A 13,392-nucleotide genomic window follows, 5' to 3' on the forward strand; every position below is an offset into this window, starting at 1 on the left:
GCAGCCCAACGGTTCGGGGGCATGCAAGTTCACCCACGGGTCAGAAGATGGGTGCCTCCCCCGGATCGGTCGCCCGCTGGACGAATCCCTCGGCCTGCGGCGCATAGGCCTCCCACAGCCGTCGCAAGGCCGGCAGCGGCGCCGTCGAGAGGTCTACCCGCAGGTCCACGTAGGGAAAAGCCTCCCGCCAGACCACCAGCAGGCTGGCCGAGGTCACCGCGCCATGCTCGCCGCCGGCCGCCTCGCCGGCCTCGAGGCCGCGCAGCAGGCGTTCGGCCAGGGGCTCGTCGGGCGAGGCCATGAACCCCGCCACCATCGCCGCCGGCACACGGTCCGCGGCCAGGATATTCCCCACCGCCACCACCGCCGGGCCATGCGCCGCGGCCCGTTCCGGCTTCACCGCCGTGCCGTGGAAATGCGCGGTGCGCCCGGCGGCATCCACCACCGCGAGCTGGCGCCAGGCATGATGCGGCGTGCCGGCGACCAGCGCCTCGACCACCGCGGCCGCGGTCAGCCCGGTCCGCAGCAATGCCAGCCCCTTCGGCCCCAGCCCCGGGTCGGTCCGGTGCTGGGTCAGCACCGCCCCCACGCCGGCGGCGGCGAAGGGCACCCGGCTGCCGACGGCGATGGAGGAGGTGGTCACCGCGGCGCCGAACTGGCCGGTGCGCGGGCAGCGGGCGATCAGGGAGAAGGTCACCGGGCGAATGCCAGGCTGAGCGGCGCGATGCTGTCGCCATCGCGGCCAAGGTAGTCCAGCATTCCGGCATCGCGCAGCATCTTCGCCTGGCTTTCCGCCAGGATGCCGGCGGCATCGGTCACGTCGAGCCTGGTCGGCCGGCCCTTGGCCAGCACCGTCTCCCCGGCGACGATCACCCGCTGCACCGCCCGGTCGGCGGCATGGAAGACCAGGGCGCGCAACGGGTCGCGCGGCGGGGTCATCAGCGGATGCGTCAGGTCGATCAGCGCCACATCGGCCGCGCCGCCCACCATCAGCCGCCCGAGGTCCTGCCGGCCCAGCGCATCGGCACCGCCCGCCGTCGCTGCATGGAAAACCAGGGCGGTATCGCCGCCGGCCAGGTCCCGCCCGGCATTGCGCGCCAGCAGGATGGCGAGGCGCATTTCCTCAATGAGGTTGTGCGGCGCGCAATCCGTCCCCATCGCCATCCGCACGCCGCGCCGCGCGTAGCGGCCGAAGTCGCAGAGATGCTCGCCGTAGCGGGCGAAGGGGGAGGGGCAATGGGCGACTGCCACGCCACGTTCGACCATGATCCCGAGGTCGCGGGCGCCCGCTCCCCCGAAGGAGGGCCAGCCGATGCTCGGGTGCTCGTCGAGGAAGATCGCATGGCCGAGGATGCTGCGCGGCGTCAGCAGGCCGATCTCGGCCGCCCATTGGATCGGCGTCTTGCCATGCCGGGCGATCATCTCCCGCACCTCGACCACCGCCTGGGCGATATGGGTGGTGAAGGGCCGGCCTGTCGCCTCGGCCAGCGCGATGCTGTCGCGGAAAAGCTCCTCCTCCACCGTGTCGATCTGGGCCGGGAAGACGATGGCCGAGAGCAGGCCGGAGGCATCGGCCTCGGCTTCGTCCATGATCGCCTGGGCGCGACGGAAGCCATCGCGCCCGGTCCGCTCGTTCCAGTGCCAGGTGACGGTCTGCGGCGCCGTCATGCCCCAATGCGCGCTGGCATAGCCCGGCCCGGCCCAGACCCGCAGCCCCGATTGCCGCATCACCCCGAGCCAGCCCGGATGCGGCGCCGAGAGATCGACCACGCTGGTGACGCCGGCCGAGAGCAACTCGGCGTAGGCGAGGCGCTGCGCCGCCTCCCGCCCGGCCTCGTCGAGGCGCAGCGACTGCGCCCGCTCGAAGAGGCCGGTCATCTGCTGTTCCGGCACGCCGTGGTCCTCGCGGATGCCGCGGAGGCCGGGCTCGGTGGTGGGGTGGGTATGGACATTGACCAAGCCGGGCAGCACCAGCAGGGCGCGGCCGTCGATCACCTCCTCCGCGGCGGGTGGTGGCACATCGGGGTCATGCGGGGTGATGGCGGCGACCTTGCCGCCATCGAGCAGGATGTCGACGTCGCGGCGGTATTCGTGGCGGCCGTTCCAGACCACGGCCCAGGCGGCATTGCGGATCAGCGTGCGCGGCATGGATGGGGCTCCCGGGTGTGATAGACTCATCGTAATCCAGCCCCTCCGTCGGAGGCATTACCTGACTGACCTTCACCCAATCCGTCCGCGATGGCCTGCCGAAACGCGGTGAATTGCCTGACAACGCCTTTAGGCTCCACGGTAATGTTCATGCTTCCACGGCCGGTCCGGCTGTCGAAGGGCATGAGCAGCCGAGTTGCGGGCGTTCCTGTCGAATTTGTACCGGGAGAATGCGGGTCCGCACCCATGAATTGCTCAAGTGTTCGATCGGGATCGGATTGGCCTAACGCGTCCAGCACAGCCCAGCCGGCAGCGGCGACGCGTCCCCGGTCTGCGATGCTGGCCAAAGGCGTATCCAGCCAATGGAACGTCGCCGTCGGCACCATCTGATTGCGGCCCAACCGCAACCTTGGCTGCGGTCCGTCGAAGCGATGCTGCGCGCAATCGAAGTCGATCTGCCGAGGCGTGCTGGGTGGCATCACCTGGCAGCCCATCGCCGCGGCGACCCGAGGTGCCATCATCATCCTGAGCGGCGCGATCACCGCAGCATCTTTATGACCGTTACGCGGACTGTCATCGGGCTCCTGGCATAGCAATACCTCGACCCGCTGGTTCACGCCTGCCACCAGGCCCCTGGCGTTCGGGTCGACCGGGCGCGTCGCGGCAAAAGCCCGAATGGTCATGTCCTCGGCATGCAGCCCAAGCGCAATCAGCCCATCAGCCACGGCCTTGGCGCGGGCCAGGCTGAGTTCACTCGCCTGGGCCTCCGCTACATCCGCATGGCCCTCGATGCAGGCATGGGCATCGTTGTAACGTGGGGACGCATACCGGGCGCCAGCTTCTTGCACTGTCTGAGCCGCTCTTGCGCCCATGGCTGCGCTATCCCGTTCGAAGAAGAACAAAAAGGACCGCTCGGGAGGTGTCGCGAATCCTGCGCATGGGGCACCGAACATCCCCAGCATGGCAGCCACTACAGCGAGATGCCGTCGAGATGCCGCTGTGAGGATCATGTCCCTGCCGTGCCTCCGATACCAACCTCTGCGCCATCAACAAGGGCAGTCATGAGGCCGGTTTACAACTCCCCGTCACATAGCCGAACTCGCGGTCATGCCGCTGCGCCCCCGCGTCCCGCGCCGCCGGATCGCCATGCCCACCACCACCCGGCGTCCGCAGCAGCACGGTATCGCCGGTCCTCAGAACGTATTGCCGCTTCGGGTCGGTCTTCTCACCGTTGATCCGCAACTCGCCCGCTGCGCCCGCCTGGCCACCCTCGATGCCGAAGGCCGGGAAGATGGTGCGCTCGGCGAGGAAGCTGACGGCGATCGGCGTCTCGCTGCGGGTCTCGATCAATATCTCCTGCCCCAGCCCGCCGCGATGCCGCCCGGCGCCGCCGCTGTCCGGGCGCAGGCGCTTGTGGTGGAAGCGCAGCGGCGCGATGTGCTCGCTGATCTCGATGGAGGTCGAGGAGACGTTGGACGGCCAGGAGAGGCAGGTGACGCCATCGCCCTGCACATTGCCGCCCATCCCGCCGTTGTAGAAGAACATGTTGGCGTAGGGCTTGCCGTTGCGGATGCCGGACTGGTTCATGCCCCACATCGGCGAGCCGCAGGCCGCCATCACCCGCTCCGGCACCACCTGGCCGAGGCAGCCGAAGACCAGCATCGGCAGGTAATGCCCGATCAGCATGCGGGAGCCACCCGAGGCCGGGAACTGCGGATTGACGATGCTGCCTTCCGGCGCGCTGACCGAAATCGGCCGCCAGGCGCCCTCGTTGTTCGGCAGGTTGGGGTTGGTGCAGACCTTTACCCCGTACATGCACATGGCATAGGTGTAGCACATGGCGCAGTTGATCGCCCGGTCCACCTGGGCATCGGTACCGGTGAAATCCATGGTGACGGCATCACCGGCGATGGTCAGCGCCATGCGGATGGTGATGGGCTGATCCAGCAGCCCGTCCGTCTGCAATTCGCTGTGGTAGACGCCATCCGGCAACTGCGCGATGGCGCTGCGCATCGCCGCCTCGCAGCGCCCCTGGATCTCCCGCGCCAGATCGGACAGATCCGGCAGCGCGTAGCTTTCCATCAGCACGCCGAGCCTATCCTCCATCAGGTCCAGCGCCACCACCTGCGCCCAGAGGTCGCCCATGGTCTGGTCCGGGGTGCGGACATTCTTGCGGATCATCGCCACCAGCGTCTCATCCGCCACGCCGCGGCGCATCAGCTTCAGCGGCGGGATCTGCAGCCCCTCCTCGAAGACCTCGCGCGGCTCCGGGCTGCGGATCTTGCCGCCGATATCGGGCGCATGCGCAGTGCTGGCGGCGAAGGCGACCAGCCGCCCGCCGCGGAAGACCGGCTTGGCCACGGTGATATCCGGCAGATGCCCGGTGCCGAGCCAGAGGTCGTTGGTGATCAGCACGTCGCCGGGTTCCAGCGTCTCGGGCGGAAAGGCGGCGAGGAAATGCTTCACCGTCGCCGGCAGGGTGCCGATGAAGCTCGGGATGCTCTCGGTCGCCTGCACGAGCGACTGCCCGGTGGCATCGGTGACGATGCAGGAGAAGTCGTAGCTCTCCCGCACCAGGGTCGAGAAGCTGGTGCGGACCAGCGCCGCCGCCGCCTCATCCACCAGGGAGATCAGCCGGCGCCAGAGCAATTCCAGCTCGATCGCATCGAAGCTGCGGGCCATTACAGAATCTCCGCCAGGATGGAGCCGTCCGGCAGCACGCGCGCCGCGGCGCCCGGGCCGATGATGAAGGTGCTCTCGTCTTCCTCGAAGACCGCGGGGCCGGGAATGTCCTCGCCGGGCCGCAGCGCGTAACGGTCGTAGACCCGGGTCGGCAGCATGGCGCCGGCCTCGGAGAAGAAGACCGCGCGTTCGCCCTTCAGCGCGGCGCCGCCGCCGGCCGGGCGCGGCAGCTCCAGCCGGTTGCCGGCACCCGGCATGGGCGCGGTGACGGAAAGCCGAAGGGCCACGAATTGCGCGGCGGCGCCAGGCGGCGTCCGGGCGAAGAGCGCCCGGTAGGCCGCCTCGAAGCGGGTGGCGACGCCGGCGGCATCCAGCACCTCGGGCAGCTCGACGGTGATCTCGCTGCCCTGGCCGATGTAGCGCATGTCGGCCAGCCGACGGACCACGCGCCCGGCCTCCGCGGCGCCGGTCTGGCACAGCACCACCAGCGCCTCCGCCTCGAGGCCGGCGAAGATCGCCTCGGCCGCGGCGTAATCGGCGCCGGCCAGCGCCGCGTTGAAGCTCGCCACCCGGTCGACGCGGGCCGGGGCCATCAGCATGCCGATGGTGCTGCCCGCGCCGGCGCCCGGCGGGCAGACCACGCGGGAGACGCCAAGCTTGCGCGCCACCTGCCAGGCATGCACCGGCCCGGCGCCCCCGGTGGCGAGCAGCGCATATTCGGCCGGGATGCGGCCGCGTTCGGCGATGGCGACGCGGGCGGCGCCGGCCATGTTCTCGGCGACCACGTCGTGCACGCCATAGGCGGCGCGGTCGGCGGCGACGCCCAGCTGCTGCGCCAGATGCCCCAGCGCCGCCCCGGCCGCGCCGGCATCGATCCGCATCGCCCCGCCGAGGAAGAAACCGGCATCGAGGTAGCCCAGCGCGAGGTCGGCATCCGTCACCGTCGCCGCCGTGCCGCCGCGGCCGTAGCAGGCCGGCCCCGGCTGCGCCCCGCTGCTCTCCGGCCCGACGTTCAGGGTGCCGAGGTCGCTGCGCCGGGCGATGCTGCCACCGCCGGCGCCGATCTCGATCAGCTCCACCGTGGCGATCTGGATCGGCAGGCCGGAGCCGCGCAGGAAGCGCTTCTCCCGCGCCGCCTCGAAGCCCCATCCGACCAGCGGCTCGCCGCCATCGACCAGCGCCAGCTTCGCGGTGGTGCCGCCCATGTCGAAGGCCAGCACCCGGTCGAGCCCGGCATTGCGGCCGAACCAGGCACCGGCCAGGGCGCCCGCGGCCGGGCCGCTTTCCAGCAGCTGCACGGGTGCCCGCTTGGCCTCCGCCACATGGGTCAGCCCGCCGTTCGAAAGCATCAGGAACAGCCCGCCGGGGATGCCCGCCTCGCGCAGCGCCGTCTCCAGCCGTTCCAGGTAGATCTCGGCCAGCGGCCGCACATAGGCATTGGCGACTGTGGTGCTGGCGCGCGGGTATTCGCGGATCTCGGGCGCGATCTCCGAGGAGAGGGAGACCGAGAGCCGCGGGAACCGCTCCGCCACCGCCGCCGCCACCGCCCGTTCATGCGCCGGGTTGGCATAGGCATGCAGGAAGACCACGGCGAGGCTCTCGATGCCGTCCGCGACCAGCGCCGCCACCTCCGCCATGGCGCCCTCGAGGTCGAGTGGAATTTCCACCTGGCCGTCGGGGCCCAGGCGTTCCCGCGCCTCCCGCCGCCAGGGCCGCGGCACCAGCGGCTTCGGCATCTCGATGAAGAGGTCGTAGAGTTCGTATTTCCGCTCCCGTGCGATCTCCAGCACGTCGCCGAAGCCGGCCGTCGTCAGCAGCCCGGTCTTCGCACCCTTCCGCTCGATCAGCGCATTGGTGAAGAGCGTGGTCGCATGCACCACGCGGCCGATCCGCCCCGGTGCCACGCCCGCCTTCTCCAGCACGCGGCGGCTGCCCTCCAGCGTGCCGCGGGCCGGGTCGTCCGGCGTGGTGCTCTCCTTCCAGATCACCGCCCGCCCGTCGCTTGGGTCGAGGATCACCAAGTCGGTGAAAGTCCCGCCGATATCGATCCCCAGTGACAGCGAAGCACTCATGAATTGTCTTTCCGTGAGAAATAGATGAGGGACCCTGGGCGACGACCGTCGCTTTGGTTCTGGCTTCTCAGTCGGCCCGGATATTCCCCGCCGCGACCACCTTCGCCCACCGCTCCCGGTCCTTGTGGATCTGCTGGGCGAAGCCTGCCGCATCCTGGGCGATCGGCGCCATCCCGCGCGAGGCCAACAGCGCCACCGTTGCCGAGTCCGCCATCGCGGCCAGGAACATCCGGCTGAGCTCGCTGGCCACGTCGGCTGGCAGCCCCGCCGGTGCCACCAGCCCGAACCAGTTGCCCATGGCCAGGGCCGGGTAGTCCGCGGTCAGCAGCGGCAGCTCCGGCAGCAGCGGGCTCGGCGCATCGGCCGCCAGCGCGAGCGCCTTCAGCAGCCCGCCGCGCACCTGCTCCGCCACCTCGGCGACATTGGCGAAGAGCATGTCGACCCGCCCCGCCGCCACGTCGAGCGCCGCCGGCACCCCGCCGCGATAGGCCACATGCGTCATGCGGATGCCGGCCGCGGCGGCGAAGGCCTCGGCGCCGAGCTGGTTGGTCGAGCCATTGCCGGTGCTGGCATAGGTCATCTGGCCCGGCCGGGCGCGGGCCAGGGCGACGAATTCCGCGACGGTCCCCGCGGGCGAGCCCGGCGGCACCACCATCGCCATCGGCGTCCCCGCCAGGTTGCACAGCAGGGCCAGCTCCCGGTCGAGGTCGATCGGGATGACCGAGCCCGGTACCACCGGCGCCACCGCCAGCTGCCCCATGATGCCGATGCCGAGCGTCAGCCCATCGGGCGCGGCGCGCGCCACCGCCTGCAGGGCGATGAAGCCCAGCGCCCCGGTGCGGATCTCGACCACCACGGGTGGGCCGCCGCGGCGCTGCATCGCCTCTGCCGCGATGCGCGCCACCTGATCGGCGGTGCCGCCGGCAGCGAAGCCGACCAGCAGGCGGATCGGCTGGCGCGGGACCCATTGAGCCCGGGCGGGCGAGGCCAGTCCGAGCCCGGCGGCGATCATGTGGCGACGACGCATGGGCGCGCATTCCCCGAACCGGCCGCCGCATCCCCTTGCGGCGCACCCCTTGGATCTGTCGTTGCTGGCGGGACGCATCCTCCACCCGAAGCCGTCCGGGGTCCATCCCGCCGCTGGTGCTTGACGTGGCGCCACAGGGGGCCGGATGCTGCCCGCAACCGGGAGGACAACGACGATGCGCCGAACACGCTGGCCGCTGCTGCTGGCCGCGCTCTGCCTGGCCCAACCAGCCGCGGCGCAGGAGCGCACCATCCGGGTCATCAGCGGCTTCGCCGCCGGCGGCGCCTCGGACCTCGTCACCCGGCTGGTCGCCGAGGCCGTGGGGCCGATCCTCGGTGCCCGCGCCGTGGTCGAGAACCGTACCGGGGTGAATGGCGTCATCGGCGCCGCCGAGGTCGCCCGCAGCGCGCCCGACGGCAATACCGTCTACCAATGCCCGATGAGCACCATGGCGATCACGCCGCAGCTCCAGGGCGCCAACCTGCCGCTCGATCCCGGCGAGGCGCTGGCGCCGATCGGCAATGTCGCGCTGTCCTCCTACGGCTTCGTCGTCGCCGGCAATGGCCCGTACCGGAGCGTGCCGGATGTGCTGGCCGCCGCCCGCACGCGCACCGTGGTCTTCGGCAGCGCCGGCGTCGGCTCCGCCCAGCATCTCTCGGGCGAGCTGCTGGCGCAGAAGGCCGGCGTTGCCATGACCCATGTGCCCTATCGCGGGGCAACGCCGGCGGTGGTCGATATCCTCGGCGGCCGGACCGACTTCATGATCACCAACCTCGCCGATATTTCCCGCCAGGTGCAGGACGGGGCGCTGCGGCTGCTCGCCATCGGCGATGCCGGCAAGTCGCCGCTGTTTCCGGATGCGCCGGCGCTGGCGACGCTGGTGCCGGGCTTTGACGTGACCGGCTGGTTCGGGATCTGCGGCCCGCGCGGCATGTCGCCCGAGGTGCTGTCCCGCTGGGAGGCCGCGCTGCGCCAGGCACTGGGCGAGCCGGCGCTGCTGAAGCGGCTCACCGATAGCGGGCTCACTCCGCTGTTCGAGGATGCGGCGAGCCTCGGCCGCCGGATCGCCGCCGACCGTGCCCTGTGGCGCGGCGTCATCGCCAGCGTCGGCGTCAGGGCCGAATAGGAGACCGCCATGCGCAAGCTGCTGCTCGCCGCTTTGCTCAGCCTGCCGCTCGCGGCGCCCGCCGGGGCCGAGCCCTGGTCACCGCACCGCCCGGTGCGCGTCCTGGTCGGCTTCCCCGCCGGCGGCACCGGCGACCTCACCGCCCGGCTCATCGCCGAGATGGCGGGCGCCCGTTTCGGCCAGAATGCGGTGGTGGAGAATCGCACCGGCGCCAATGGCGCCATCGCCGCGGAGGCCGTCGCGCGGTCCGGCAGCGATGGGCTGACGGTGCTGCAATGCCCGATGGGCACCATGACCATCGCGCCGAACCTGCCGGGCCAGCGGCTGCCGGTGGATGTGGTGACGGAGCTGGTGCCGGTCGCCAACCTCGCGCTCTCGACCTATGGGCTGGTGGTCGCCGCCGGCCATCGCTTCCGGTCGGTGGCGGACTTGCTGGCCGAGGCCCGCGCCAAGCCGGGTTCGCTGACCGTTGCCTCCGCCGGCATCGGCAGCGCGCAGCATCTCGCCGCCGAATTGCTGAAGCGCATGGCCAAGGTGGATATTGTCCACGTGCCGTATCGCGGCGGGGCGCCGGCGATCATCGACATGATCGGTGGCCGGGTGGATTTCTTCATCACCAACCTCGGCGACGTGGCCGGCCAGCTGCGCGACGGCTCGCTGCGGCTGCTGGCGGTCGCCGACGATACCGGCCATCCGAATTTCCCGGCGCCCCGCATCTCCGCCAGCATCCCGGGCTTCAGCATCGCCGGCTGGTTCGCGGCCTGCGCCCCGCGGACCATGCCGCGGGAGGCGATCGCCGCCTGGGCCGAGGCGATCCGCGCCGGGCTGGACCGCCCGGAATGGCGCAAGCGCCTGCTGGACAACGGCCTGACGCCGAATTTCGAGCCGCCGGAGGTGCTGGCGGCACGGATGGAGACCAATCGCCGTCAGTTCCGCGAGCTGATCGAGGGCGCCGGGATCACCGCGGACTAGCCGCCGCCCATATTTCCCGGCCATAGATCAGCCGCGCCGCGGCCCAGCAGATCAGCGCCGCGTTCATCGCATGGGCGGCGATGGTGTAGCGCCACAGCCCGGCCTCGAACAAAGCGGTCGCCGCCAGCGAGGCCTGGGTCACCAGGGCCATCGCCAGCATCGCCCGCTCGGCCGGGCCCAGGCGGCGCCGCAGTGCCCGGCCGCCCCAGCCCACCACCAGCACGAGGCCGGTGGCCATGCCGAGCAGGCTCGTCCCCAGCATCGCCGCGCCGTAGTAGCGCGGCACCTCCAGCCGGAAGAAGGTCCAGCAGCGCTGCGGATCGGCCGGGCAATGGGCGAAGAAGGGATGCGGCGACCCCGCCGGGCTCGCCGCCACCGGCCAGAAATGCGGGTAGAGCACCAGCCCGGACCAGTCCCGCAGCACCAACCGGAGATAGCCCGAGGGATCGGTGGCGATCACCGCCTTGGCCACGCGGCCGGCGAGCTGTGCCGAATCGCGGGTATCCGCCGTGGCCATCGCCGCCCCGGCTGCCGGGAAGAAGGTCGTCCAGCGCAATTCCTCATAGGCCTGGTCCTGGGCGCGGAGCGAGGCTGCGTAGCCCGGCGCCGCGGCGACCGCGGCCCGGGCCTCCGCCGCCAGCGGCAGCATCCGCCGCAGCAGCTCGTCCTGGTTCGGCTCCGGATGCAGCAGCAGCATCGCCTTGCCGAGCAGGGAGGTCCCGGTATTCGAGCCGATCTCGAAGACCCCGTTGCGGGCCTTGTTCGCCGCCATCCCGCCCAGCACCAGTGCCGCCGTGACGCCCAGCACCAGGGCCCAGCGCCGCAGCACGGCGCCGAGGCCGAGCCGTCCGTCCATCGCCACCAGCAGCAGCGGCACCAGCAGCAGCACCGCGCCCGCGGTGCGCGTCAGCAGGGCCAAGCCGAAGGCGAGCGTCGCCCCGAACAGCGCACCCCAGCCGCCCCGCCGCGCATAGGCCAGCGAGCAGGCCAGCCCCAGCAGCAGTGCCGGGAAGAACAGCCCCTCGCTCATCGCGTAGCGGGAGGCCTCGAAGGTCCCGGTATGCGCCCAGGCCAGCACCACCACGGCGGCGGCGACCCCGCTGCGCAGCAGCCGCGCCAGTGCCAGCCCGAAGGCCAGCAGCCCGAGCGCGATCAGCAGGCTCTGCACCAGCGGCAGATAGGCCAGCTCCGGCCCGCTCATCGCCTGCACCGCATGCAGGAACCAGCCATAGCCCGGCGCCCTGGTCGGTCCCAGCGCGAGGTAGCTGGCGGAATCCTGGGTCAGCACCGGCAGCCGCGGCAGCCGCGCCAGGACATAGCCGGTGCTCAGCAGCCAGACGACGAGCACCGGCACCCAGGCCAGGTCGCCGCCGCGCAACGCCTGGCGGGAGGCTTCCAGGCGGTCCGCCTGGGCCTCGACCTGGGCGCGGGTCTGGCTCGGATAGAAGCTTGCCATCAGCCCGCCACCCCGACCGGCAACCGGATTTCCGGCCGCAGCAGGGGACGGGGCGGGGAGGGATCGGCATGCGGCCGCACCGCCAGCGCCCGGATGGCGCAGACGGGATTGGCCCCGCCCGCCACCGCGCCCAGGTCCTCAACGGTGCCGGTCGCCGCCAGCCGCTGCCGCAACTCGGTCACCGCCACATTCACCCCATGCCCACCGGTATCCCCGGTCCCGTCCCAGAGCTCCTCCGGCACCAGCACCAGGTCGAGCGCCGCAACTTCCGCCATCACCTTCGGCCAGTCGATGTCGCGGGTCGAGCTGTCGACCAGCTCGATCAGCTTCGAGGGCCCGCCGCGATGCAGCAGGAAGGCCTGCTCCACCACGAAGGCATGGACGCCGAGCGTCAGCCCGAAGACACCGATCCGCAGCGGCCGATCGCCCAGCGGCAGGATCTGCGTCACCGGCCGGAAGTCGCACATCGGATTGGTCCTCCAGGCCGCATCGTCGATCGGCCGCATGGCCCTTGCGCCGACGGGCCCGTTGAGCGCGACGAACCAGCAAAGGCCGACCTGCACCAGCGTCATCGCCGCGGCCCCGGCCACCAGCATCCGCGCCGCAGCGTGGCCGCCCCGCAGCCCGGCGCCGATGGCGATGCCGAGCGGGAAGGCCAGCGCCACCACGCTGAGGCCGAGGTACCGCTCGGTCTGGTTGCGCGAGAGTAGATAGGCCAGCACCGGCGGCACCGCGGCCAGCACCGCCAGCCCCACCGCCACCCGCTCATTCGTTCCGAGCCGCCGCCAGCCGAGCACGGCGAGGCCCAGCGCCGCCAGCAGCAGCACCGCGCCGCCCGGTCCCAGCATGTCCCAGGTGAAGGAGCCCAGCGCCCGCAGGATGAAGTCGAGCCCGCGCTCCTCGGCCGGGGCATAGGCATAGCCGAGCGCCGTCGCCTTGGCATAGGCGGCATAGCGCGGCCCGTTGATCAGGTAATGCGGCCAGGCGACCAGGGCGAGCCCGACCGCCGGCAGCGCCAGCCGCAGGCCGAGCAGCTTCACGTCGCGCTCCACCCACCAGCGCCAGCCGGCGCAGACCACCCAGACGAGGCCGATGATCGGCAGGAAGGTCAGCTTGGCTAGGGCCCCGAGGCCCATCACCGGCCCCAGCAGCAGCATGCGGCCGAAGGACCAGCGCTTCCCCAGCGCCTCCCACAGCAGCAGCACCAGCGCCAGGGCGAAGGTCAGGTGCAGTACCAGCTCCGTCATGAAGGCCTGGGCGCCGACCAGGTTCAGCGGCGACAGCAGGAACAGCAGCGCCCCGCCCGCCGCCCCGGCCAGCCCGGCGATCGGCAGCAGGCCGAGGTAGATCACCACCCCCGTCGCCAGGGTCAGCGCCCCCGCTGCCAGCCGCAGCGCCACCGCCGCCTGCTCGCCCTCCGCCATCGCCGCCACCGGCAGGCCGAGCAGCCGCAGCCCTGGCGGCAGCCAGCGATTCTCCAGCACCAGCGCATCCCGCAGGGCGGAGAGGCTGCCGGCCCGCAGCAATGCGGAATCCGACAGGGAGAAGTTCATGTGCATCACCTCGTCCCAGGTGTTCAGCATCGGGTTGCGCTGCAGCCAGAGCGCGGCGAGGCCGATCATGGTCAGCGCCGCTGCCAGCATGGCGAGGTGGAGGGCAAGCGCCGGCCATGCGGCGGCGGGGGACGCGGTCGGCTCGGAGCGCTGCATCGTGGAAATCGGGTCCCTATCGTCGCGCCCTTGGCGCTGCGGTCATGGCGGCGCGCCTGCGGCATTGCGCGAATCCGCCCGGGCGCCTGCTTGCCGCCGGGCTCCGGTCGCGTCCACCGAAAGCCGCGCGACCATCATCCGGCTCGCCTGCCCGGCGCGTGATTTCGTCCGGCCTGGCGAGGCGATATTGGCTGGTCGCC

10 protein-coding genes are annotated in these 13,392 nt (G+C 71.6%); 2 read left to right on the forward strand and 8 right to left on the reverse strand.

What is annotated here, in order from left to right; genetic code table 11:
* Positions 1-40: 40 nt before the first annotated feature.
* From AC0IW9_RS15025 to AC0IW9_RS15050, 6 genes are all read right to left on the reverse strand, one after another.
* Complete coding sequence (locus AC0IW9_RS15025; protein ID WP_471649081.1) at positions 41-697, reverse strand: DUF1028 domain-containing protein; 657 nt, start codon at positions 695-697, stop codon at positions 41-43.
* Positions 694-2,148 (reverse strand): amidohydrolase family protein, encoded by a 1,455-nt coding sequence (locus AC0IW9_RS15030; protein WP_471649082.1) that lies wholly within the window; start codon positions 2,146-2,148, stop codon positions 694-696. Before AC0IW9_RS15030 ends, AC0IW9_RS15025 begins: the two co-directional genes overlap by 4 nt.
* Before the next feature lie 26 nt (positions 2,149-2,174).
* Positions 2,175-3,158, reverse strand: coding sequence for an OmpA family protein (locus tag AC0IW9_RS15035; protein ID WP_471649083.1), 984 nt, complete (start codon positions 3,156-3,158; stop codon positions 2,175-2,177).
* Positions 3,159-3,207: 49 nt separating this feature from the next.
* The gene (locus tag AC0IW9_RS15040; protein ID WP_471649084.1) at positions 3,208-4,830 is read right to left on the reverse strand and encodes a hydantoinase B/oxoprolinase family protein; all 1,623 of its coding nucleotides are present in this window, start codon (positions 4,828-4,830) and stop codon (positions 3,208-3,210) included.
* On the reverse strand, positions 4,830-6,902 hold the full coding sequence (locus tag AC0IW9_RS15045; protein WP_471649085.1) for a hydantoinase/oxoprolinase family protein: 2,073 nt from the start codon (positions 6,900-6,902) through the stop codon (positions 4,830-4,832). Before AC0IW9_RS15045 ends, AC0IW9_RS15040 begins: the two co-directional genes overlap by 1 nt.
* Before the next feature lie 67 nt (positions 6,903-6,969).
* The gene (locus tag AC0IW9_RS15050) at positions 6,970-7,929 is read right to left on the reverse strand and encodes a Bug family tripartite tricarboxylate transporter substrate binding protein (protein ID WP_471649086.1); all 960 of its coding nucleotides are present in this window, start codon (positions 7,927-7,929) and stop codon (positions 6,970-6,972) included.
* A 175-nt stretch (positions 7,930-8,104) separates the two neighbouring features.
* On the opposite strand from AC0IW9_RS15050, the gene AC0IW9_RS15055 reads away from it, so the two are divergent.
* Positions 8,105-9,055, forward strand: coding sequence for a Bug family tripartite tricarboxylate transporter substrate binding protein (locus AC0IW9_RS15055; RefSeq protein ID WP_471649087.1), 951 nt, complete (start codon positions 8,105-8,107; stop codon positions 9,053-9,055).
* Between the two features lie 9 nt (positions 9,056-9,064).
* On the forward strand, positions 9,065-10,027 hold the full coding sequence (locus tag AC0IW9_RS15060) for a Bug family tripartite tricarboxylate transporter substrate binding protein (RefSeq protein ID WP_471649088.1): 963 nt from the start codon (positions 9,065-9,067) through the stop codon (positions 10,025-10,027).
* On the opposite strand, the gene AC0IW9_RS15065 is transcribed toward AC0IW9_RS15060, so the two are convergent.
* Together AC0IW9_RS15065 and AC0IW9_RS15070 are read right to left on the reverse strand one after the other, a co-directional pair.
* Entirely contained in the window at positions 10,014-11,483 is a 1,470-nt protein-coding gene (locus AC0IW9_RS15065) for a hypothetical protein (RefSeq protein WP_471649089.1), read from the reverse strand. The genes AC0IW9_RS15060 and AC0IW9_RS15065 overlap by 14 nt on opposite strands.
* A complete protein-coding gene (locus tag AC0IW9_RS15070) occupies positions 11,483-13,192 on the reverse strand; it encodes a hypothetical protein (protein WP_471649090.1) in 1,710 nt (569 codons plus the stop codon). Before AC0IW9_RS15070 ends, AC0IW9_RS15065 begins: the two co-directional genes overlap by 1 nt.
* Positions 13,193-13,392 lie beyond the last annotated feature (200 nt).

It is taken from the genome of Belnapia sp. AC561, from assembly GCF_979252845.1.